General features: G+C 60.6%; 20 protein-coding genes. 17 read left to right on the top strand and 3 right to left on the bottom strand.

Features of this window, described 5'->3' with window-relative positions:
• Positions 1–192: 192 nt before the first annotated feature.
• The 3 genes from AC07RO_RS09915 (at position 193) to AC07RO_RS09905 (ending at position 3,427) form a co-directional block, all read left to right on the top strand.
• On the top strand, positions 193–1,491 hold the full coding sequence (locus AC07RO_RS09915; protein WP_065986875.1) for a serine/threonine protein kinase: 1,299 nt from the start codon (positions 193–195) through the stop codon (positions 1,489–1,491).
• The gene (locus AC07RO_RS09910) at positions 1,484–2,287 is read left to right on the top strand and encodes an MlaA family lipoprotein (protein WP_192170954.1); all 804 of its coding nucleotides are present in this window, start codon (positions 1,484–1,486) and stop codon (positions 2,285–2,287) included. Before AC07RO_RS09915 ends, AC07RO_RS09910 begins: the two co-directional genes overlap by 8 nt.
• A 285-nt stretch (positions 2,288–2,572) precedes the next feature.
• Positions 2,573–3,427 carry a pirin family protein gene (locus tag AC07RO_RS09905; protein WP_495085927.1) on the top strand — a complete coding sequence of 285 codons (855 nt, stop codon included), beginning with the start codon at positions 2,573–2,575 and terminating at the stop codon, positions 3,425–3,427.
• Positions 3,428–3,457: 30 nt separating this feature from the next.
• Here the strand turns inward: AC07RO_RS09905 and AC07RO_RS09900 are convergent, their stop codons facing one another.
• Both AC07RO_RS09900 and AC07RO_RS09895 read right to left on the bottom strand, forming a co-directional pair.
• Complete coding sequence (locus AC07RO_RS09900) at positions 3,458–4,690, bottom strand: patatin-like phospholipase family protein (protein ID WP_495085926.1); 1,233 nt, start codon at positions 4,688–4,690, stop codon at positions 3,458–3,460.
• A 19-nt stretch (positions 4,691–4,709) separates the two neighbouring features.
• A complete protein-coding gene (locus AC07RO_RS09895) occupies positions 4,710–5,642 on the bottom strand; it encodes a lipid A biosynthesis lauroyl acyltransferase (protein WP_495085925.1) in 933 nt (310 codons plus the stop codon).
• A gap of 142 nt (positions 5,643–5,784) precedes the next feature.
• On the opposite strand from AC07RO_RS09895, the gene minC reads away from it, so the two are divergent.
• The 7 genes from minC to AC07RO_RS09860 all read left to right on the top strand — a co-directional run bounded on the left by minC (position 5,785) and on the right by AC07RO_RS09860 (position 14,096).
• The gene (gene minC, locus AC07RO_RS09890; RefSeq protein ID WP_074890214.1) at positions 5,785–6,531 is read left to right on the top strand and encodes a septum site-determining protein MinC; all 747 of its coding nucleotides are present in this window, start codon (positions 5,785–5,787) and stop codon (positions 6,529–6,531) included.
• A 200-nt stretch (positions 6,532–6,731) separates the two neighbouring features.
• Positions 6,732–7,544: a septum site-determining protein MinD gene (gene minD / locus AC07RO_RS09885; protein ID WP_037013830.1), complete on the top strand. Its 813-nt coding sequence runs from the start codon at positions 6,732–6,734 to the stop codon at positions 7,542–7,544.
• Positions 7,544–7,798: a cell division topological specificity factor MinE gene (minE, locus tag AC07RO_RS09880; RefSeq protein WP_037013831.1), complete on the top strand. Its 255-nt coding sequence runs from the start codon at positions 7,544–7,546 to the stop codon at positions 7,796–7,798. The genes minD and minE overlap by 1 nt, the downstream gene beginning before the upstream one ends.
• A gap of 153 nt (positions 7,799–7,951) precedes the next feature.
• The gene (locus tag AC07RO_RS09875; protein WP_122623099.1) at positions 7,952–8,587 is read left to right on the top strand and encodes a pseudouridine synthase; all 636 of its coding nucleotides are present in this window, start codon (positions 7,952–7,954) and stop codon (positions 8,585–8,587) included.
• A gap of 966 nt (positions 8,588–9,553) precedes the next feature.
• Positions 9,554–10,843, top strand: a complete 1,290-nt coding sequence (locus AC07RO_RS09870) for a M18 family aminopeptidase (RefSeq protein WP_495085924.1) — start codon at positions 9,554–9,556, stop codon at positions 10,841–10,843.
• 426 nt (positions 10,844–11,269) lie between these two features.
• Entirely contained in the window at positions 11,270–11,668 is a 399-nt protein-coding gene (locus tag AC07RO_RS09865) for a hypothetical protein (protein ID WP_495085923.1), read from the top strand.
• Positions 11,669–11,906: 238 nt separating this feature from the next.
• On the top strand, positions 11,907–14,096 hold the full coding sequence (locus AC07RO_RS09860; RefSeq protein ID WP_495085922.1) for a mechanosensitive ion channel domain-containing protein: 2,190 nt from the start codon (positions 11,907–11,909) through the stop codon (positions 14,094–14,096).
• Positions 14,097–14,102: 6 nt separating this feature from the next.
• Here the strand turns inward: AC07RO_RS09860 and AC07RO_RS09855 are convergent, their stop codons facing one another.
• Positions 14,103–14,822: a UTRA domain-containing protein gene (locus tag AC07RO_RS09855; RefSeq protein ID WP_463582486.1), complete on the bottom strand. Its 720-nt coding sequence runs from the start codon at positions 14,820–14,822 to the stop codon at positions 14,103–14,105.
• A gap of 360 nt (positions 14,823–15,182) precedes the next feature.
• Here AC07RO_RS09855 and AC07RO_RS09850 point away from each other — a divergent pair, with 360 nt between their 5' ends.
• The 7 genes from AC07RO_RS09850 to AC07RO_RS09820 all read left to right on the top strand — a co-directional run bounded on the left by AC07RO_RS09850 (position 15,183) and on the right by AC07RO_RS09820 (position 23,337).
• Positions 15,183–16,250: an ABC transporter substrate-binding protein gene (locus AC07RO_RS09850; RefSeq protein WP_495085921.1), complete on the top strand. Its 1,068-nt coding sequence runs from the start codon at positions 15,183–15,185 to the stop codon at positions 16,248–16,250.
• Positions 16,251–16,397: 147 nt separating this feature from the next.
• Positions 16,398–17,204: an alkaline phosphatase family protein gene (locus AC07RO_RS09845; RefSeq protein WP_495085920.1), complete on the top strand. Its 807-nt coding sequence runs from the start codon at positions 16,398–16,400 to the stop codon at positions 17,202–17,204.
• Entirely contained in the window at positions 17,201–18,043 is an 843-nt protein-coding gene (locus AC07RO_RS09840) for an ABC transporter permease (protein ID WP_192170945.1), read from the top strand. Before AC07RO_RS09845 ends, AC07RO_RS09840 begins: the two co-directional genes overlap by 4 nt.
• Positions 18,030–18,827, top strand: coding sequence for an ABC transporter permease (locus tag AC07RO_RS09835; RefSeq protein ID WP_122537490.1), 798 nt, complete (start codon positions 18,030–18,032; stop codon positions 18,825–18,827). The genes AC07RO_RS09840 and AC07RO_RS09835 overlap by 14 nt, the downstream gene beginning before the upstream one ends.
• Before the next feature lies 1 nt (position 18,828).
• Positions 18,829–19,815, top strand: a complete 987-nt coding sequence (locus AC07RO_RS09830; protein ID WP_495085919.1) for an ABC transporter ATP-binding protein — start codon at positions 18,829–18,831, stop codon at positions 19,813–19,815.
• Positions 19,816–19,951: 136 nt separating this feature from the next.
• The gene (locus AC07RO_RS09825; protein ID WP_495085918.1) at positions 19,952–20,605 is read left to right on the top strand and encodes an HAD family hydrolase; all 654 of its coding nucleotides are present in this window, start codon (positions 19,952–19,954) and stop codon (positions 20,603–20,605) included.
• 179 nt (positions 20,606–20,784) lie between these two features.
• Positions 20,785–23,337, top strand: a complete 2,553-nt coding sequence (locus AC07RO_RS09820; RefSeq protein ID WP_495085917.1) for a hypothetical protein — start codon at positions 20,785–20,787, stop codon at positions 23,335–23,337.
• Positions 23,338–23,421 lie beyond the last annotated feature (84 nt).

Here is a 23,421-nt window from a genome sequence, read left to right as displayed (position 1 = left end):
GCAGCATAGCCGCAGCCGCCCGGGCAAAACCATACGGCCGATAAAAAGCACGAGCAGACAGGCCAGAAGTGCCATAACCTGTATCGTCGCGGAGGGTCATGCGAGAGTCACTTGCCGTCACGGCACTTTGGCACTACACCCGTGTCATAGCCTGCGTATTTCAACAGCACATCATTCCCAAGGGATTCAGTCATGCTTCGTTTTCTGCGCCTCGCCGCCTTATCAGGCGGCCTGTTTTTGAGTGCGTCCGTGATGGCGGTCGATATCGATCCGTCCAGCTATGGCTTCCCCTTGACCAATCCGTTCGAAGCGACCATCGCCACGACCCCACCGGATTTGCGTGCCAAGGTGCCTGAAGACGCCGACATCGATCAGGACGATTACAGCCTCACGATGCGTCCGGAGCGTGAGTTCACACTGCCGGATAACTTCTGGGCCGTGAAAAAACTGCGTTACCGCCTCGCCAAACAAGACCACCCTGCGCCGTTGATCTTCCTGATCGCCGGCACCGGCGCGCCTTATAACAGCACCCTCAATGAATACCTGAAGAAGCTGTACTACGGCGCCGGTTACAACGTCGTGCAGCTTTCGTCGCCGACCAGCTACGACTTCATGAGCGCCGCCTCACGTTTCGCCACCCCGGGCGTGACCAAGGAAGACGCCGAAGACTTGTACCGCGTCATGCAGGCCGTTCGCGCCCAGCAGTCCAAGCTGCAGGTCACCGAGTATTACCTGACCGGTTACAGCCTCGGCGCACTGGATGCGGCGTTCGTCAGCAAACTCGACGAAACCCGCCGCAGCTTCAACTTCAAGAAAGTGCTGCTGATCAACCCGCCGGTGAACCTGTACACGTCGATCACCAACCTCGACAAGATGGTGCAGACCGACGTTAAAGGCATCACCAACAGCACGACGTTCTATGAACTGGTGCTGCAGAAGCTGACCCGCTACTTCCGCGAAAAAGGCTACATCGACCTTAACGATGCGCTGCTGTATGACTTCCAGCAGTCCAAGCAGCACCTGTCCAATGAACAGATGGCGATGCTGATCGGCACCTCGTTCCGTTTCTCGGCTGCCGACATCGCCTTCACCTCCGACCTGATCAACCGTCGCGGCCTGATTACCCCGCCGAAGACCCCGATCAGTGAAGGCACCAGCCTGACGCCGTTCCTCAAGCGCGCGCTGCAGTGTGATTTCGATTGCTACGTGACCGAGCAGGTCATCCCGATGTGGCGTGCACGTACCGACGGCGGCAGCCTGCTGCAACTGGTTGATCAGGTCAGCCTATACGCGCTGAAGGATTATCTGGCGAGCAGCAAGAAGATCGCCGTGATGCACAACGCCGATGACGTGATCCTCGGCCCGGGCGACCTCGGTTTCCTGCGCAAGACTTTTGGCGATCGCTTGACCGTTTACCCTTACGGCGGTCACTGCGGCAACATGAACTATCGCGTCAACAGCGACGCCATGCTGGAGTTTTTCCGTGGCTAAACGTCTATTGCTTATCGCCGCCCTCCTCTGCGCTGGCGCCGTCCACGCGGCCGACGCGCCGATCGTTTCCCAGGCAGCCCCGGTCCAACGGATCGACAACCCGGACGGGTTCACCGAGCCGTTGAAGTCGCTGAAATTCAACCCGGGTCTGGATGCTCAGGAGTTCGAGCGTTCGTCCCTCAACGCGCTGAATGTCTACGATCCGCTCGAATCCTGGAACCGCCGGGTTTACCACTTCAACTATCGCTTCGATGAGTGGGTGTTCCTGCCGGTGGTCAACGGCTACAAATACGTGACACCGAGCTTCGTGCGTACGGGCGTCAGCAACTTCTTCAGCAACCTGGGTGATGTGCCGAACCTGCTGAACAGCCTGCTGCAGTTCAAGGGCAAGCGTTCGATGGAAACCACCGGCCGCCTGATCGTCAACACCACCCTGGGCATTGCCGGGCTGTGGGACCCGGCGACCCTGATGGGCCTGAAGAAACAGAGCGAAGACTTCGGTCAGACCCTGGGTTTCTATGGCGTACCGGCCGGCCCATACCTGGTCCTGCCGATCCTCGGCCCGTCGAACCTGCGTGACACCGGCGGTCTGGTCTTCGACTTCACCGCTGAGTCGCAGATCAACTTCCTCAACGTCGCTCAGGTCAGTGAAGACCATCCTGAGCTGTACCTGCTGCGCGCCATCGACCGTCGCTACACGACCAGCTTCCGCTACGGTCAGATGGACTCGCCGTTCGAGTACGAGAAAGTGCGTTACGTGTACACCGAAGCCCGCAAGCTGCAGGTGTCCGAGTAACGTGATCTGAATACTGCTGGCACTGCTGGCACTGCTGGCACTGCTGGCACTGCTGGCACTGCTGGCACTGCTGGCAATGATCTTGTGGGAGTGAGCTTGCTCACGAAGACGTTATTACGGCCGCTGGAGATCTGGCGGCTATAAACCTATTCGCGAGCAAGCTCGCTCCCACACTTCGCCCAGACCCATCGCCAAACCCGATCATTCCCCCGCAAAAACCTCACCCATCCATCGCTCCAACAGGCCTACCATAGGCGCCATTCCCCTTCTGCCGGAGTGAGCCCCATGCCTCAATTTCGTAAAGTGCTGTCGATCCAGGCCGGCCAACCAACGTCGGACGGTGCTGGCGTCAAGCTGACCCGTGTGTTCGGCGGGCCAGGCATTGAAGCCTTTGACCCGTTTCTGATGCTCGACGAGTTCGGCTCCGAGAATCCCGACGAGTACATCGCCGGCTTTCCGCCCCACCCCCATCGCGGATTCGAGACCGTGACCTACATGCTCGAAGGTCGCATGCGCCATGAAGACCACATGGGCAACGTCGGCCTGTTGCAAGGCGGCGGTGTGCAATGGATGACCGCTGCGCGCGGGGTCATCCACAGCGAGATGCCCGAGCAGGAAGAAGGCGCCATGCGCGGCTTCCAGCTGTGGCTCAACCTGCCGGCCAAATCGAAGATGGGCGACGCCGGTTACGACGACATTCAACCCGAGCGCATTCCGCGCATCACCACGCAGAACGGCGTCGACGTTGTGGTGCTCGCCGGACAGTTCGACGACGGCCAGACGTCCCAGCCAGGCGCCGTGCAGCGTCCGGACACCGAGCCGCAGTATTTCGACTTCCACATGCCCGCCGGCAGCCACATCAGCCCGCGCGTCGCCGAGGGCCATCGCGTGCTGCTGTACGTGTACGAAGGTGAAGTCGAGATGGCAGGGCAACCACAGAAACTGGGTACGAGCCGTCTCGCGCGATTGTCGGAAAGCGGTGAGATTCAGCTGAGCACCCAAGCAGGCGCCCGCCTGTTGCTGATCGCTGGCAAGCCCCTGGGCGAACCGATCGTGCAATACGGGCCGTTCGTGATGAACAGCCGGGAAGAAATCGAACAGGCGCTGCGGGATTTTCGGGATGACAAGCTCACGGCTTGATTGCCCTGGACCCGGCATTCAGCAGAGCAACTACTCCGAACGCAGGAACCGCATCAACTCATCCTTCTGGGCCATCGCATCGCGGCGACCCAGTTCGATGAGCTCACTGCAATAACCCGATTCGAACAACAGATAGCTCAGTACCCCAGCCCCGCTGGTCTTGGTCGCACCCGGGCCGCGCAGAAACGTGCGCAGCGCCGGGGGCAGTTCGCGGCGATGACGGGCGGCGATTTCATCGATGGGCTGGCTGGGCGAAATCACCAGCACTTCGACCGGCGCCAGGGACTGAATGGGCGTCGAGTCTGACGACTGCGGCCTGGGCACGTCGGGCCCGGGCAGCATGCGGCTGACCAGATTCAGCCGTTCCAGCAATTCAATGTCACTCTCCAGGCTGTCAATGAACGTACTGTTGAGCATGTGCCCGCCGATCTGCGCGAGGCTCGGCTGCACGCCGCGGACCGCTCGCGGCACGGGCGGGTTCGCGCCGGGGCCACGGGGGTTGCCGCTGACGCCCACCACCAGCACGCGGTTGGCGCCCAGGTGCAGCGCCGGACTGATCGGGGCCGACTGCCGCACCGCACCGTCACCAAAATATTCCTGCCCCAGTTTCACCGGCGCGAACAGCAACGGAATTGCGGAGCTGGCCAGCAGATGGTCAATGGTCAAGCGCGTCGGCAAGCCGATCCGGCGATGCCGCAGCCAGGATTCGATCGTGCCCTTGCCCTGATAAAACGTAACCGCCTGCCCCGACTCGTAACCGAACGCGGTGATCGCCACCGCGCGCAGATGCTTTGCTTCGATGGCTTCCCGGATGCCGTCGAGGTTGAGTCGCGCGGTCAGCAGGTCTTTTAGCGGCGAGCTGTTGAGCAGCGCCACCGGCACCTGTTGGCGACCGATGCCCAGCAAGCTGCGACCGAAGAACCGCGCCGCCTGCCGAACGACGCCGGGCCAGTCACTGCGCAACACTTGATGGCTGCGAAAGCCCTGCCAAAACTCAGTGAGTTCGTGAATTGCCGTACGAAATTGCGCGGCGCCGCTGGCCAGCTTCACCGCGTTGATCGCCCCGGCGGAGGTGCCGACGATCACCGGAAAAGGATTTTTGGCGCCGACCGGCAGCAGGTCGGCGATGCCCGCCAGCACGCCCACTTGATACGCCGCACGAGCGCCGCCGCCGGACAGGATCAGCCCGGTCACTGGCTCGACGCCGGGAGCCAAGGCTGAGGCGTTGCGCACCGCGTGTTGTTCTGTGGCGCTTGTCGTCATGGGGTCTCAGCTCTTGGTTTCAGCCACGCTTCTTGTACAGCTTCGGCTCGCCCGGCGGCCGACTCTTGAAACGCCGGTGCGCCCACAGATACTGCTCGGGGCATTCGGTGACGGCGCGCTCGACCCATTGATTGATGCGAATGCAGTCCGCCTCGTCGCTCTCCCCCGGAAAATCGCTCAGCGGCGGATGGATCACCAGCCTGTAGCCACTGCCATCGGCCAGACGCTCCTGAGTGAACGGCACGACCAGCGCGTGGCCGAGCTTGGCGAATTTGCTGGTGGCCGGCACGGTGGCGGCCTGAATGCCGAACAGCGGCACGAAGATGCTCTGCTTGGCGCCGTAGTCCTGATCCGGCGCATACCAGATCGCCCGGCCCTTGCGCAGTTGCTTGATCATGCCGCGCACGTCTTCGCGCTCGACGGCGATGGAATCCATGTTGTGGCGCTCGCGGCCGCGTCGCTGAATGTAATCAAAGAGCGCGTTCTTGTGCTCGCGGTACATGCCGTCGATGGTGTGCTGCTGACCCAGCAGGGCCGCGCCGATTTCCAGGGTGGTGAAGTGCAGCGCCATGAGGATCACGCCATGCCCGTCCAGCTGCGCCTGCTTTAAATGATGTAGGCCGTCGATGTGCGCCAACCGCGCGAGACGGGGCTTGCTCCACCACCAGCTCATGGCCATTTCAAAAAACGCGATGCCGGTGGAGGCGAAGTTTTCTTTCAGCAGGCGTTTGCGCTCGGCCTTTGAATACTGGGGGAAACACAGCTCGAGGTTGCGCGCGGCAATCACCCGCCGATCGGTTGCCTGGTAATACATGACCCAGCCCAACGCACGGCCAATCACCAGCAACACGCGAAACGGCAACTGCACGATCAGCCAGAGCAAGCCCAGCCCCAGCCACAGCAGCCAGAAGCGGGGATGAAGAAAATGAGCTCGAAAACGCGGGCGATCCATTACAGCTTCCGTCAGGACAAAGGCGGGCATTCTACATCGGTTCGCGCGGATCGTGCCGCCGTCGGTTGCGCCTCCCTTGCGGCTGGCGGGCGTTATCGTTATAAGTCTCGGCACTTTTAGCGACAAGCCGCTGTATGCCGACATGAGCCAAATCGAATTGCAAGACAAGGACCCCGTGTTCCAGCTGAAGGGCAGCATGCTGGCCATCACTGTGCTGGAACTGGCCCGCAACAACCTCGAAGCGCTGGATCGTCAACTGGCGGCAAAAGTCGCCCAGGCGCCGAACTTCTTCAGCAATACACCGCTGGTGCTGGCCCTCGACAAACTGCCGCCGGATGAAGGCGCGATCGACCTGCCGGCGATGATGCGCATCTGCCGCCAGCACGGTCTGCGCACACTGGCCATTCGGGCCAACCGCATCGAAGACATCGCCGCCGCCATTTCCATCGACCTGCCGGTGCTGCCGCCTTCGGGCGCGCGCGAGCGACCGCTTGATCCGACGGAAGGCGAAGTCAAAAAGAAGCCGGAAATCATCGAAAAGCCGCCCGAGCCGCTGATCAAACCGACCAAGATCATCACCGCCCCCGTGCGCGGCGGTCAGCAGATCTATGCCCAGGGCTCGGATCTGGTGGTGATTTCCTCGGTCAGCCCCGGCGCCGAACTGCTCGCCGACGGCAATATTCACGTGTACGGCCCGATGCGCGGCCGCGCGCTGGCGGGGATCAAGGGCGATACCAAGGCACGGATTTTCTGCCAGCAAATGGTCGCCGAACTGATCTCGATCGCCGGCCAGTACAAGGTGTCCGAAGACCTGCGCAGGGATCCGCTGTGGGGTGCCGGTGTGCAGATCAGTCTGTCCGGCGACGTGTTGAACATCACCCGTCTTTAACGGATACTGCGCCATTTTTAAGCCACTCTGATTCGTCGCGAAAACGACGCGAAGGCACCGGGACGTTCGGGATATTTTTTTGTTCGCCCGAACAGGAATTCCTTCACGGGTTCCGATCACCGCCCTCGCCCGCTTTAGTTGCGCCGTCATGAGGGGCTCTTCAGGGACTCAACGTCCTTTTCCTCTAGGGGTGATACACCTTGGCCAAGATTCTCGTGGTTACATCCGGCAAGGGTGGTGTGGGCAAGACCACCACCAGCGCCGCCATCGGTACCGGTCTCGCACTGCGCGGCCACAAAACAGTTATCGTCGACTTCGACGTCGGCCTGCGTAACCTCGACCTGATCATGGGTTGCGAGCGTCGCGTCGTTTATGACTTCGTCAACGTAGTCAACGGCGAAGCCAACCTGCAGCAGGCGCTGATCAAGGACAAGAAGATCGAAGGTCTTTACGTCCTCGCTGCCAGCCAGACCCGTGACAAGGATGCGCTGACCAAAGAGGGCGTTGAAAAAGTCCTGATGGAACTCAAGGAAACCTTCGAGTACGTCGTCTGCGACTCCCCTGCCGGTATCGAAACGGGCGCTCACCTGGCGATGTATTTCGCCGACGAAGCGATCGTCGTGACCAACCCTGAAGTGTCTTCGGTCCGTGACTCGGACCGCATGCTGGGCCTGCTGGCCAGCAAATCCCGCCGCGCCGAGCGTGGCGAAGACCCGATCAAGGAGCACCTGCTCCTGACCCGTTACAACCCTGAGCGCGTGAGCAAGGGCGAGATGCTGGGCGTCGAAGACGTCAAGGAAATCCTCGCGGTGACTCTGCTGGGCGTGATTCCGGAATCCCAGGCCGTACTCAAGGCGTCCAACCAGGGCGTGCCGGTCATCCTTGATGATCAAAGCGACGCTGGCCAGGCGTACAGCGATGCCGTTGACCGTCTGTTGGGCAAGGACCGTGAGCACCGCTTCCTGGACGTACAGAAAAAAGGATTTTTCGAACGCCTGTTCGGGGGTAACTGATGAGCATTTTTGACTTCTTTCGTGCCAACAAAAAGCCCAGCACCGCGTCGGTAGCGAAAGAGCGTCTACAGATCATCGTGGCGCATGAACGCGGCCAACGCAGCACCCCGGATTACCTGCCCGCCTTGCAGAAGGAGTTGGTCGAGGTGATCCGCAAGTACGTCAATATCGGCAACGATGACGTGCATGTCGCCCTTGAAAACGACGGCAGCTGCTCGATTCTGGAACTGAATATCACCCTGCCGGATCGTTGATCGAGAAGGCAGTCGCCACGGCGGCCCGGTTGCCTGAATCCCTTTAAGGAGTCAGGCAAGCGCGCCGCCGTTGGCGTTACTGAAGACCTGTTTTTTTTGCGCCGCGATGGCTGCTGCGATCGCGGTGCACCTGTTTGAGTGATGAGGCGTTCAATGCCGCTGTCCAACGTTCATATCCTCCACCAGGACGACGCTGTCCTGGTGGTGAACAAGCCCACCCTGCTGCTTTCGGTCCCTGGTCGCGCTGACGATAACAAGGACTGTCTGATTACCCGCCTGCAGGAAAACGGCTACCCCGAGGCGCGAATTGTCCATCGGCTGGATTGGGAAACCTCCGGGATCATTTTGCTGGCCCGTGACGCGGACACCCACCGTGAGTTGTCCCGGCAGTTTCATGACCGCGAGACGGAGAAGGCTTACACGGCGTTGGCGTGGGGTCAGCCTGACCTGGACAGCGGTAGTATCGATCTGCCGTTGCGTTACGACCCGCCGACCAAGCCGCGTCATGTGGTGGATCATGAATTGGGCAAGCATGCGTTGACGTTCTGGAAGGTGCTGGAGCGGTATGACACCCATTGCCGGGTCGAGCTGACACCGATTACCGGGCGGTCGCATCAGTTGCGGGTGCATATGTTGTCGATCGGGCATCCGTTGCTGGGTGACGGTTTGTATGCGCATCCGGAGGCGCTGGCGGCCTATCCGCGGTTGTGTCTGCATGCGAGCATGCTGGCGTTTACCCATCCGGGGACGGGCGAGCGGGTTCGGTTCGAGTGCCCGGCGCCGTTTTGATCGTTGTTGTGGCTCTGCCTAACGGCAGAGCGTTTCGCCTTCGGCGAGTTACTTGGAAAAGTCGAAAGTCGCACCACCCCCAAGTAACCAAGGGTGCTTGCTCTCGGTTGGGCCCGACTTCGTCGGGTTCCTTCACTCCGGTCTCGCTCCGTGGGCCCGCCGCCATCCGCCATCCATGGCGGGGGGCGGCTCTCGCGGCATCCATGCCGCTCGGCCCACTCCGCGAAACCTCCGTTCAGCCTGCACCAAAGTCGCGTTTTGCGGTGTCTGGACTTTTTGTGTAGGAAGATCAAAAGCACAGCAACAGCAACAGCAACAGCATTCGCGAGCAAGCTCGCTCCCACAGGGAAGGGGGCCGGTCTGCAAAACTGCCAGCGCACATACTGGCCTCTTCCCGGCTGAAGCCGGTCCCACAAAAAGCACACTACGTACCCCCGTAGGACCGGCTTCAGCCGGGAAGCTTTTGATCTTTACGATCGTGCCCACGCTCTGCGTGGGTATGCATCCGAGGACGCTCCGCGTCTATTCCCGACTAAAGCCAGTCCCACAAAAAGCACACTGCGTACCCCGTAGGACCGGCTTCAGCCGGGAAGCTTTTAATCTTGATCTTCAAACACAAGAATCCCAGACGACATCAATCGCGACTTGGGTGCAGGCTGAACGCAGGTGTCGCGCAGTGGGCCGAGCCGCATGGATGCGGCGAGAGCGCCGTCAGGACATGGATGTCCGTTTGGCGGCGGGCCCACGGAGCGAGACCGGAGTGAAGGAACCCCGAGGTACGAGGGGCCCAACCAGGAGCAAGCACCCTTGGTTACTTGGGGTGCTTTTCCAAGTAACTCGCCGAAGGCGAAACAGTCTGCCCCCAGGCAGACGCTCTTGATCTTAAGGATCTTGATCTTGATCTTGATCTCGATCAAAACACCTTTTGGCCTGTAAACTCCCGCCCATTGCTGCCTGGAGTAACCTATGCGCGAAGAGTTGAATCAGGGCCTAATCGATTTCCTGAAGGCCTCCCCCACCCCCTTTCATGCCACCGCCAGCCTGGTCCAACGCCTCGAAGGCGCCGGCTATCAGCGGCTCGACGAACGCGAGCCCTGGTACACCGAAGCCGGCGGCCGCTACTACGTCACCCGCAACGACTCCTCCATTGTCGCCTTCAAACTCGGCCGCCTGTCCCCTCTCACCGGCGGCATCCGCCTCGTGGGCGCCCACACCGACAGCCCGTGCCTGCGCGTCAAACCGCAACCCGAACTGCAACGCCAGGGCTTCTGGCAACTGGGCGTCGAAGTCTACGGCGGCGCCCTGCTTGCGCCGTGGTTCGACCGCGACCTCTCCCTCGCCGGCCGCGTCACCTTCCGCCGCGACGGCAAAGTCGAAAGCCAGTTGATCGACTTCAAACTGCCGATCGCCATCATCCCCAACCTCGCGATCCACCTCAATCGCACCGCCAACGAAGGCTGGGCGATCAACCCGCAAACTGAACTGCCGCCGATCCTGGCCCAGGTCGCCGGTGATGAACGCCCCGACTTCCGCGCCCTGCTCACCGATCAACTGGCCCGCGAGCATGGCCTGAACGCCGACGTCGTCCTCGATTACGAACTCAGCTTCTACGACACCCAAAGCGCCGCCGTCATCGGCCTGAACGGTGACTTCATCGCCGGCGCGCGGCTCGACAACCTGCTGTCCTGCTTCGCCGGGCTGCAAGCGCTGCTCAATGCCGATGGCGACGAAACCTGCCTTCTGATCTGCACCGACCACGAAGAAGTCGGCTCGACGTCTGCGTGCGGCGCCGACGGCCCGATGCTGGAACAAGTGCTGCAACGTCTGCTGCCGGAAGGTGACGACTACGTCCGCACCATTCAGAAATCCCTGCTGATCTCCGCCGACAATGCCCACGGCATACACCCCAACTACGCTGAAAAGCACGACGCCAACCACGGCCCGAAACTCAATGCCGGCCCGGTAATCAAGGTCAACAGCAACCAGCGCTACGCCACCAACAGCGAAACCGCCGGCTTCTTCCGCCACCTGTGCATGGCCGAAGAAGTGCCGGTGCAGAGCTTCGTCGTGCGCAGTGACATGGCCTGCGGCTCGACGATCGGCCCGATCACGGCGGGTCATCTGGGCGTGCGCACCGTCGACATCGGCCTGCCGACCTTCGCCATGCACTCGATCCGCGAACTGGCGGGCAGCCAGGACCTGGCGCATCTGGTGAAAGTGCTGTCGGCGTTCTATGCAAGTGCCGAGTTGCCCTGAACGACGCTTGGTAAGAGCGCGCTAGTCCACGGTTGGCATGGGCGCCAGTCATTTCCCCAATCCGACCTAACTTGACAGCACTGCTTCTCAAAAGAGCATGCTGTCATGGACGACTACCTTATCCTTCTCATCCTCGTCGTGATGAGATTGCTTTTGCTGTGTGTCGGTTTCAGCTAACGCGATTACAGCAGCGGCATTGCATCTATCACATTTGGCATGCTGATGATGCTGTACGGAAGTTGTCAAGATTCTCCCAAGAGTCGCATGAGCGATACCCTCTCAGCACAGGGTCACACATAACTAATAGCCAACAGCACTAGAGGTAATCGCAAAAACGTCTAGATGTTCGGCTCGCAATTACTTGACCCTCTGTCATCCACCGCCAATACTTTGTTTGCAATCTAAACACACAAAAGGAAATGTGTAATGAGCATAAAAAGCTTGGCCCCGCCCATCGTTAAAAAACTCCAATTCAATGGACAACAGTACACAACTGCAGAAGGATTCAGTTTTGGCGTTTTTGTAGACGGCGATACAATTAAGGCTGGCGATGAAATCACTGTTCATATCGCTGAAGTAACACGGGTCGACGGAGCTACTCCCCCGCCTGGGCCATTCCCTTCATCCAAACCGCTCCCCGTCGCCGCATCTGATATATCCAAGGTGTTGACGATTGAGCTGACCGGTCCGCAGCTATACGGTTTATTTCAGCACCCCGCAGGCAGCCAGGTGACGGTTAAGTACTCAGTAAAAGATAGCAGTGATCAACGTGCCTACTCAGAAGTATTCGAGTTCATTGTTACAGATACATCCAGAGAAGAATAAATACATCAGAGCAATAGTGGTGCTCGACTGAGCTGGCAACTTGGTCAATTGTTGTAGTCGCCAGGCGGCCTCGGGTTTTCTATCAAAACTCTGGCCGCTTGACGATGTTGATAAATAACTAAGCCAAAATCCACTCGCCACACCCCTCATCCCCTCGTAAACTCATCCGCCTCTGCTTGACCCGGCACGGTTCCCCACACGCCCCCCAAGCGCCTGTCTATCCGAGGTTTGTTTCCAGGTGATCGCTCCCACCCGCCTTTCCGTTCTGCCCCGCCTGTTCCTGCTTTGTCTGCTGGCGCTGTTCCCGTTTGCGTTGACCCACGCCGCTGGCCTGCCAAGTCTGCTCAGTGGCGGTGACAAGACGCAGCCCCAGGCCCAGGAGCCGTTGGGGCAGTCCTTGGACGAGGTGATCACGTCGCTGGAAAACGATCAGCAGCGCAGCAAGTTGCTTGATGACCTGAAGAAGTTGCGGGACGCCACCAAGAAGGCGCAGCCGACCGTGGAGCAAGGCGTGCTGGGCCTGATCGGCAGTTCGTTCGCCGAGCTGGAGAAACAGTTCACCGGCGCGGACAGCCCGCTCAGCCGCTGGGGGGACGAAGCGGCGCTGGCGCAGGACGAACTGATAGCGCTGATGCTGCCGGCCAACCAGTGGTGGCCGATCATCTGGGGCTTTGCCGTGGTGCTGGCGATCTGGGGTTTGCTGGCGGCGGCGTTGATCTGGCTGGGCCACAAGGTGCGCCTGCGCTTCGGCCTTTCTGCCGAGCTTCCGCAGCACCCACGCCTGTCGGACATGCTGCGCTTCGCCCTACGCAAGCTGGGCCCGTGGCTGGTGGCGCTGGTGATCACGATCTACCTGAGTTACTCGCTGCCACCTTCGCTGGGTAGGGATCTGGCAATGGTGCTCGCCTACGCGCTGGTGGTCGGCACGCTGTTCTCGGCGGTGTGCGTCATCGCGTTTTCCCTGCTGGACGGGCCGCACCGCCACCAGGCGCTGTACATCCTGCGCCATCAGGCGTTTCGCCCGTTGTGGTGGATCGGCAGTTTTGCCGCGTTCGGCGAGGCGTTGAGCGACCCGCGTCTGGTCGCCAGCCTTGGGGTGCACCTGGCGCACACCGCCGCGACCCTGGCCAATGTCATGGCTGCGCTGTCCACCGGATTGTTCATCATCCGCTTCCGTCGCCCGATCGCGCATCTGATCCGCAACCAGGCGCTGTCGCGCCGCCTCAAACGCCGCGCCCTGAGCGACAGCATCGAGGTCCTCGGCACGTTCTGGTACTTGCCGGCGCTGGTGCTGGTAGGCGTTTCCCTGTTCGCCACCTTCTTTTCGGCGGGCGACACCAGCACCGCCTTGCGTCAGGCCCTGATCTGCACCGTGCTGCTGGTGTTGTGCATGGTCATCAACGGCCTGGTGAAACGCCATTCGCTCAAGCCTGGCCATGCTCACAAACGCCATGCACTGTATTCGGACCGCTTGAAGAACTTCTTTTACACGGTCGCGCACCTGCTCATCTGGCTGGTGTTCATCGAACTGGGCCTTCGGGTCTGGGGCCTGTCGCTGATCCGCTTCGCCGAGGGCGACGGCCGCGACATCAGTCTTCGGCTGATCGGGCTGGCGGCGACGCTGATGTTCGCCTGGCTGATCTGGATTCTCGCGGACACGGCGATTCACCACGCCCTGACACGCTCGCGCAAAGGCCTGGCCAATACCCGCGCGCAGACCATGATGCCGTTGATCCGCAACGTGCTGTTCGTGACGATTTTCATCATTGCGCTGATCGTCGCGTTGGCGAACATGGGCATGAACGTGACGCCGCTGTTGGCCGGTGCCGGTGTGATCGGCCTGGCCATCGGTTTCGGCGCGCAGTCGCTGGTGGCGGATTTGATCACCGGGCTGTTCATCATCATCGAAGATTCCCTGGCCATCGACGATTACGTGGACGTCGGCGGTCACCTGGGCACGGTGGAAGGCCTGACCATCCGCACCGTGCGCCTGCGTGACATCGACGGCATCGTCCACACCATCCCGTTCAGCGAGATCAAGAGCATCCAGAACTACTCGCGGGAGTTCGGTTACGCGATCTTCCGCATCGCGATTCCGGCGAACATGAACATCGACGACGCGCTGAAGATGGTCCGGGATGTCGGCCAGAAAATGCGTACCGATCCGCTGCAACGGCGCAACATCTGGTCGCCGCTGGAGATTCAGGGGGTGGAGAGTTTCGACTCGGGCAACGCCATCCTCCGCGCCCGCTTCAAGACCGCGCCGATCAAGCAATGGGAAGTGTCGCGGGCGTTCAACCTGTCGCTCAAGCGCTATCTGGATGAAGCCGGCATGGACCTGGCGACGCCGCGCCTGAATGTGCAGGTCAGCACCAGTGGCGGGCGTGTGAATAAGGTGCGCGAGAAAAAGGACGACGCGTCGGTGTAAGCCGGGCTAGATATCCGCGACCACCGCGCTCACGTGAATCGCGTCGTGGCGCCAATACTCCAGATCGCAATCGATCAGCCGGCCGCGCTGATCGTGGTTGACCCGGGCGATCCGCAGGCCCGGGCTGCCGATGGAGACTTTCAACGCCGCTGCCGCTTCCACGGGCAACGCCGTGGGCACCATCTCGAAACGCACCTGGCCGTAGCGGATGTCGTAGTCGCTGGCGTAAAGCTCGGTCAGCGACTGGTTCAGGTCCTTATCGAGAATATGCGGGAAGTAATCGGGGTTGAGGTAGTGCTCGACGTAAAGCACCAGCCGTTCATCAATCCGGCGGGCGCGGCAGATCTGGATCACGCTGGACAGCGCCGGCAGTTGCAGCAGCCCGCAAATCACCGCCGATGCAGGTTGCAGCCGCGCGGAAATCACTTGGGTGGCAGGCACTCGGCCCTGGGCGTGAACCATCGCGTGAAAGTGGCTGCGGCGCATCAAGTCATAGGCCAGTCGCGGCGGTGAAATGAACCAGCCTCGGCGCTCCTCGCGGTAGATCAAACCTTGGGCTTCGAGCTGCACCAGCGCTTCGCGCAAGGTAATGCGCGTCGTGTCGAAGACCTCGCTCAATTTGCGTTCAGCGGGCAACTTGCTGCCCGGCGGCAACAGGCCGTGTTCAATCTGCTCTTGCAGCGCGTTGCAGATGGTCGTCACCGCTCGGGGCATTTCTTCGCGCATTGCGTTACCTATCTGGACTAGACCAGCGCTATTTAAGGGCAGTGTCGCTCGCCGAATGGCCCGTTTCGGTGTTCCAGAGCCTAGGCAGCCTAGATGACCGTTGCGTGACATTCCAGCCAGGAGCGGCAGCAAGACTAGCGCTCAGGAAATCATCCGGGCCTTTTAGATCAAGCGGTTGAGCATGGTCTACGCTCATTTCACAGCGATCGCCCGGGCTGTTGCTGGCCATAGCAAGAGTCGGTCCAGACACGAAAGCGTCATGTAACTGGCCTAACTTGGCTCAGGTATTGCTGACCTAGACCAACCATCCGCAACGAACACTTCTATGAGTCCGTCGAGAAGTGCACAAAGGAGCTTCGAATGAAACACCTTTTGCTGGCATCACTCCTGGGTTCGGCCATCGCGCTGAGCACTTCGGCCATGGCCGCCGACACCGACCTGAAAACACTCGAAGCCGCCGCCAAGGCTGAAGGCGCGGTCAACAGCGTGGGCATGCCCGATGACTGGGCGAACTGGAAAGGCACCTGGACCGACCTGACCGCCAAGTACGGTTTGGTGCACATGGACACCGACATGAGCTCGGCTCAGGAAGTGGCCAAATTCGATGCGGAAAAGGACAACGCCAGCGCCGACATCGGCGACGTGGGTGCAGCGTTCGGCCCGATCGCTGTGGCGAAGGGTGTCACTCAGCCCTACAAGCCGAGCACCTGGGCGCAAGTGCCGGAGTGGGCCAAGGACAAAGACGGTCACTGGGCGCTGGCCTACACCGGCACCATCGCTTTCATCGTCAACAAAAAGCTGTTGCACGGCTCGGACGTACCGACCAAGTGGGCTGACCTGAAGAACGGTAAATACAAAGTCACCATCGGTGATGTCAGCACTGCGGCCCAGGCTGCAAACGGCGTATTGGCCGCTGCGATCTCCATGAAAGGCGATGAAACCAACCTCGCGCCGGGCCTGCAGTTGTTCACCGAACTGGCCAAACAGAAGCGCCTGGGCATCAACAACCCGTCGATTCAGTCGATGGAAAAAGGCGAAGTGGAAGTGGGCGTGGTCTGGGACTTCAACGGCCTGAGCTACAAGGCCAAGATGTCCAATCCTGACGACTACGTTGTGCTGATCCCGTCCGACGGTTCGGTGATCTCGGGCTACACCACGATCATCAACAAATACGCCAAGCACCCGAACGCTGCCAAGCTGGCCCGTGAATACATCTTCAGCGACGCCGGCCAAATCAACCTGGCCAAAGGCAACGCGCGCCCGATCCGCGCCGAACACCTGACCCTGCCGCCAGACGTGCAAGCCAAGCTGCTGCCTAACGAGCAGTACAAGAACGTGACGCCGATCAAAGACGCGGCAGCCTGGGAAAAAACCTCGAAAGCCCTGCCAGAACTGTGGAACGAGCAAGTCATCGTCGAGATGCAGTGATCCTTTACTGCTGATGCAGGCCCCTTGTAGGAGTGAGCTTGCTCGCGATTTCGGTGCGTCAGTCAACCTGTCTGTCGCAGGCATACCGCGATCGCGGGCAAGCTCACTCCTACAGCAATGTTTGGGGATCCCCCCTCCGGAGACGCCATGAAACACAACGTCATCCTCATCCTGCTGGACGGCCTGAGTTACAGCGTGGCGCACCATGCGATGGGGCATTTGCTGGCCTACCGAAATGCAGGCCGCGCGGCGTTGTACAAACTCGAATGCGAACTGCCGTCGCTGTCGCGCCCGCTGTATGAATGCATTCTGACCGGCGTTGCGCCCATCGACAGCGGTATCGTGCACAACCAGGTGTCCCGGCTTTCCACCCAGCGCAGCGTGTTCCATTACGCCACCGATGCCGGGCTGACCACCGCCGCTGCCGCGTATCACTGGGTCAGCGAGTTATACAACCGCAGCCCTTTCATTGCCGCACGCGACCGTCACACCGACGACGTCGACCTGCCGATTCAACACGGACATTTCTACTACGTCGATCACTACCCCGATTCACACCTGTTCGACGATGCCGAGCATCTGCGAACCTCCCACGCACCGCACTTCTTGTTCGTCCACCCGATGAACATCGACGACGCCGGCCACAAGCACGGCCTCGACACCCCGCAGTACCGCAACAGCGCGCGTACCGCCGACATCATTCTCGCCGAGTACCTGCAGCGCTGGCTGGATGCGGGCTATCAAGTGCTGGTGACCGCCGACCACGGCATGAACAACGACCGCTCCCACAACGGCGTGCTGCCGGAAGAACGCGAGGTCCCGTTGTTCGTGCTCGGTGACGCCTTCAGCCTCGACCCCGATGCGCAACCGAAGCAGACCGAGATCTGCGGCACCGTCTGCGAACTGCTCGGTGTGCCCCACGACAAACCTGTGTGCAGAGAGGTGCTCAAGTGAATTCACAAAGCCGCGGCAAATGGCTGGGGCTGTTGTGCCTCGTGCCGTTTGCGGTTTTCTTCATTGCGTTTCAGATCGCGCCGCTGGCCTGGGTGGCGATCAACAGCCTGCAATCGGACGCCGGCTGGGGCATCGACAACTTCATCAAGGCCTTCAATTCGCGCTTCTACCGCCAGGCCATGCAGTACAGCCTGGAGATCAGCTTCTGGTCGAGCCTGATCGGCATCGTCATCGCGATTCTCGGCAGTTATTCGCTGCGTAAGGTGCCGTCGCGGCTGAGGGATTTCGTCAGCGCTTTTGCCAATATGACCAGTAACTTTTCCGGGGTGCCGCTGGCGTTTGCCTTCATCATCCTGCTCGGCTTCAACGGCGCGCTGACGCTGATTCTCAAACAGGCCGGGATCATCGATGACTTCAATCTGTACTCGAAAACCGGCCTGATCATTCTCTACACCTACTTCCAGATCCCCCTGGGCGTGCTGCTGCTCTACCCGGCGTTCGACGCACTGCGTGAAGACTGGCGCGAATCGGCGTCACTGCTGGGGGCCAGCGGCTGGGATTTCTGGCGGCACATCGGGATTCCGGTGCTGACCCCTGCGTTGCTTGGCACCTTCGTGATCCTGCTGGCCAATGCACTGGGCGCCTACGCCACGGTGTATGCGCTGACCACCGGCAACTTCAACGTGCTGCCAATTCGCATCGCGGCGATGGTCGCCGGCGACATCACGCTGGACCCGAACATGGCCAGCGCCCTGGCGATGATTCTGGTGGGGATGATGACGCTGGTGACCGTCGTGCATCAGTGGCTGTTGAAGAGGAGCTACCATGTCTCGCGCTGAACGCCGCCCGCCGGGGCTCTACCACCGCGTCGTGGTGTACTTGCTGTTTCTGATTCTGCTGGCGCCGCTGCTGGGCACCTTTGTGTATTCCATCGCCACCAGTTGGTCAGCGACGATTCTGCCAGACGGCCTGACCTACAAATGGTACGTCGCGCTGTGGAGCGATCCGCGTTTTCTGCGCGCGTTCGGCCAGTCGCTGCTGGTGTGCGTCGGCGCGCTGGTGCTCTCGGTGGTGCTGATTCTGCCGCTGCTGTTCGTCGTGCATTACCACTTCCCCAAGCTCGACGCGCTGATGAACATCCTCATCCTGTTGCCCTTCGCGGTGCCGCCGGTGGTGTCGTCGGTGGGCCTGTTGCAGCTCTACGGCTCTGGGCCGCTGGCGATGGTCGGTACGCCGTGGATTCTGATCGGCTGCTACTTCACCGTGGCATTGCCGTTCATGTACCGGGCGATCACCAACAACCTGCAAGCGATCAACCTGGTCGATCTGATGGACGCCGCGCAACTGCTTGGCGCCAATACCTTTCAAGCCGCGTTTCTGGTGGTGCTGCCGAACCTGCGCAAGGGCCTGATGATCGCCCTGCTGCTGTCGTTCTCGTTCCTGTTCGGCGAATTCGTGTTCGCCAATCTGCTGGTGGGCACCCGCTACGAAACCCTGCAGGTTTACCTGAACAACATGCGCAACAGCAGCGGCCACTTCAACAGCGCGCTGGTGATTTCCTACTTCTTTTTCGTACTGCTGCTGACGTGGGCGGCCAACCGACTGAACAAGGACAAAGACTGATATGAGCTTCGTCAGTGTCGAAAACCTGCAGAAGAATTACGGCAGCACAGCGGTCTTCAGCGACATCAATTGCGAAATCCAGAAAGGCGAATTCGTCACCCTGCTCGGCCCGTCCGGCTGCGGCAAGTCCACCCTGCTGCGCTGCATCGCGGGGCTGACGTCGGTGACCAGCGGCAGCATCTTCCTCGACGGCAAAGACCTGGTGCCGGTGTCGCCGCAGAAGCGCGGCATTGGCATGGTGTTCCAGAGCTACGCGCTGTTCCCCAACATGAACGTGGAACAGAACGTTGCCTTCGGCCTGCGCATGCAGAAAGTCAGCACCGATGAAATGAAGCAGCGCGTGGCCGAGGTGCTCAAGCTGGTGGAGCTGAACGAGTTCGCCACGCGCTACCCCCATCAGCTGTCGGGTGGGCAGTGTCAGCGCGTCGCATTGGCGCGTTCCCTGGTGACCCGCCCTCGCCTGCTGCTGCTCGATGAACCGCTGTCGGCCCTCGATGCGCGCATCCGCAAGCACCTGCGCGAGCAGATCCGCGCGATTCAGCAGGAGCTGGGCCTGACGACGATTTTCGTGACCCACGATCAGGAAGAAGCGCTGACCATGTCCGACCGGATTTTCCTGATGAACCAGGGCCGGATCGTGCAGAGCGGCGACGCCGAAACCCTGTACACCGCGCCGGTCGATGCCTTCGCCGCCGGTTTCATCGGCAACTACAACCTGCTGGAGGCCGACGCCGCCAGCCGCCTGATGCAACGCCCGATCAACAGCCGCGTGGCGATTCGCCCGGAAGCGATTCAATTGAGCTTGACCGGCTCGCTGGAAGGCGAAGTGCGCAGCCACAGCCTGCTGGGCAACGTGATCCGCTATCGCGTCGAGGCCCGGGGCGTGGAACTGGTGGTCGACGTGCTCAATCGCTCGGCCAGCGACTTGCACCCGAACGGCCAGCGCGTCACCCTGCACATCGAAGATTCGGCGTTGTGTGCCGTTTGAAGCAGCTGCAAGTTTTAAGCTGCAAGCTGCAAGAGGGCGCAGCGGTGATCCAGCTTTTTCTTGCAGCTTGCCGCTCGGAACTTGCCGCTGCGCGCCGGACACCAAGAGAACCAACACTGATGAGAGGAGCGCGCGCGTGCCTTTAGCAATTTTCGATCTGGACGAAACCCTGATCCACGGTGACTGTTCAAGCCTGTGGAGCGAACAGATGGGGCGGCTGGGCTGGGTCGATCCCGAGTGGTTCATGAAGAAGGACCATGAACTGATGGCCGCCTACGGCAGGGGCGAACTGGCCATGGAAGATTACATGGCGTTCAGCCTGGACCCGATGGTCGGGCGCACGCCGGAGGAAGTGGATTTTCTGGTGGGGCCCTGGGTCGAGGACTACATCGAGCCGATCATTTTCAGCGATGCCACCAAAGCCATTGCCGAGCACCGCGCTGCGGGCGATCGCATTCTGATCATCTCGGCGTCGGGCGTGCATCTGGTCAAGCCCATTGCCGAGCGCATCGGCGTTGATGAAGTGCTGGCCATCGACCTGGAAGTCGCCCACGGTGTTTACACCGGCAAGACCAGCGGCGTGCTCACCTACCGCGAAGGCAAAATCACACGGCTGATGGCGTGGCTGGATCAGGAAGGCGAAAACCTGGAGGGCGCGAGTTTCTACTCGGATTCGCGCAATGATCTGCCACTGCTGGAGAAGGTGGATTTTCCTCACACAGTGAACCCGGACCCCGTGCTGCGCGAGAGGGCTGAACAAGCGGACTGGCCCATTCACAGCTGGAAATAACCCTCGACGCACCGGCCGGACACACCTCTGAACGTGTCATCTGCCCAACCATGACAGGCAGTGCTGCACGCCGTTAAAGCCGACCAAAGGCAGCAGAACCTGTCACTTGTGACAGTAGTCAGTTCCCTCAATCCGGCGCCCAATGACTCCTGGAAATTTCCCGACAGGAGTCACCCGCCATGACCTCAGCGCCGCGCAACTCGTCTCATCCTTCCAGCGGCACCAACGCTCTCGACAAGCTGGAAATCCCCGGTCGCACCAGTCAGCCTCTCCCCGAGCCACCCGCTGCACCCAACCAGACGCTATGGGGCATCAACCACGGCGCCGTGCTGGATAACTTTCCGCAAAACGGCTTGCAGCTCTATATTCCGGCGTGGTCGACCATGGGTACCGGCGACAGCGTGTCGGTGTCGCTCCTCTCTGACCCTGAGCATAATCCTGGCCAGCCCGTGGAGGTCACCTCGGAGTCCATCACGGCGGAGGAGGTCAACCAGCGGGTGACTGCCTTTATTCAGGCCAGGCACCTCAATTCCGGCATTTACACCCTGTGGTACGACGTGAAGCGGCTGGGCCAGGAAGTTGAGCGGTCCGACCCCACCGACATAATGGTCAAAATCGAGCGCCCCGGTGGCAAAGATCAGGACGGGGATACCCCCGGGCATTCGGCACTAAAACTGTCAATGCCGCAGGAGATCGTTTTATTTGGTGTGGATGAGGAGGATGCCAAGGCGGGCGTGCCGGTCACGATTGCGCCATACCCTGAAATGGCTGTATGGAACGTCATCAAGCTTTCCTGGGGCGGGAAGTTTGTGTACCACCAGGTCACTGCAGACGAAGTGAATCAGCCGATCGTGATCACCGTCGAAGAGGCAGTCATTCTTGAGGCAGGAGACTCAGACAATGAAGGCCTGGCCGTGACCTATGAAGTCTACGACATCGTCGATAACCGCTCGGAGGACTGGGCCGCCGAGATCCGTATCACCGTCAGGACCGATACATCCCGGCTGCCCTCGCCGATTGTCCGTGAAGCAACCAGTAACGTGCTGGACCTGGACACATTGGGGAGCAGCCCGGTAACGGTGGTGGTCTGGGCGTCCAATAATCGCAAGATGACGAAGCAACTCTACAACTCATTAACGCCGCAACAGGCCGCGCGGTTGCGCGCGTCGATGGGCAAACAGGCACTCTCGCGTTTCGGAGAGGTCAAGGATGGCTTCATCCTGGGCGACAGGATCGTGGTGAAGTTGACGGGCACCACTGCCGAGGGCCAGCAGGTCATCCATGAGGCGGCGGAAGTCATTATCGACGACTTGCCGGATATGTACGAGATCCAGATCCCCAACGCCGTGGTCCGACAGCTGGCTCAAACCCAGGCGGCTTTCTCTTATTATTTGCTGCATCAGGACAGTACCAGGTCGGAGTCCAACGGGGCGTTCATCAGTGTCATCGGCGAGGCCGTGCGCATGGCCGCGCCGGTTGCCCTTGATGCCGCGCAGGGCGCGATCAATCCGAACCTCCCCATCACGACCGTGCAGATCCCGTGGGATGACAGCATGGCGGCCGGCAATCAGCTCGTCCTGAAATGGATCGGCACCCGGACTGACTTGAGCATTTACGACCCGCTGTTGAGCCCGCATAACATCACCAACGGCGAAGCGACCAACAAGGCTCCGATCAATATCACCGTACCGGGCACGCACCTCAAAGCGATCGAGGGCGGCACCCTCGGGTTGTATTTCATCCTCATCAGAGATGTGGACGGCACGCCCGTCAACCGCGAATCCGCCCGCGCCGCAACGCTGAACATCGGCCCGCCGCTTGCCGAGTTACCGGCGCCAGCAGTTGCAGGGATCGATGCCTATGGAGTGATGGATCCCCAGTTACCCGGAACAAAGCTGACCGTTACGGCCTACCGGGAAATGGCCATAGGCGATGAAGTGCATTACCTGTGGCATGGCATCGCTTTCGACGTGGAAGACTGGATCACGATCACATCACTCACCCTGAACAAAGACATAGTGTTCGAGATTTCTCAAGCAGCTATTTCAGGCAACAAGGGCGGCACTGTCGAGGCCTCGTACTGGGTGAAGCGTGCGGATCGCCGCAGCGATTCCGAAAAGCTGGTGTTCAGCATCGGTCAGCCGGTGGTGCTCGACCCTCCCGTGATCAGCAGCATCACGGACTCCAACGAGCAGGAAATCCCCGACAACGGTTCGACAACCGACACCAGCGTGACCCTGCGTGGCACCGCGGCACCCAACCTTGGCCTGGAAGTATTTGACGGCACTACCTCCCAGGGCAAACCGGCTGCAGACGCGGACGGCCAGTGGATGTTCGGGATCAGTGGTCTGGCTGTTACATCCCACGCCATAAAGGCCAAAGGGCTGTATGGCGATCAAGCGGAGTCGGCGGTGCGCACCTTCAGCGTCAACGCCATGCCTGCCAATCCGGTCATTACCAGCATCAAGGACTCGAGCGGCGACGAAATACCGGACCACGGCACGACTTCCGACCGAAGACTGACCTTTGCTGGTACGTCCTATCCAAACCTGGAAGTGAAGCTCCTGGACGCCCCGAGCGAACAAGGAGGAGGCGCGCAGCTCGGTACTGTGATGGCCAACGCCAACGGCCAGTGGACATTAGAGGTCACCGTTCTTGACCACCCTTCCCATCGAGTCTGGATTCTGGGTAACGGGGCGCCCTCCCGCCTTCGGTATTTCACGTTGGTATGAAAAGCGAGTGCGGCGGGGACATGGGGTTCACGCCGCGATGAATGTTCAGCTCGACAGTGTTTATCAACCTGGGGCGCGACACCT

It is taken from the genome of Pseudomonas sp. GW821-FHT07F05, assembly GCF_059418765.1.
The sequence above is the reverse complement of the archived record's forward strand: the minus strand, read 5'-3'. Positions and strand labels throughout refer to the sequence as shown.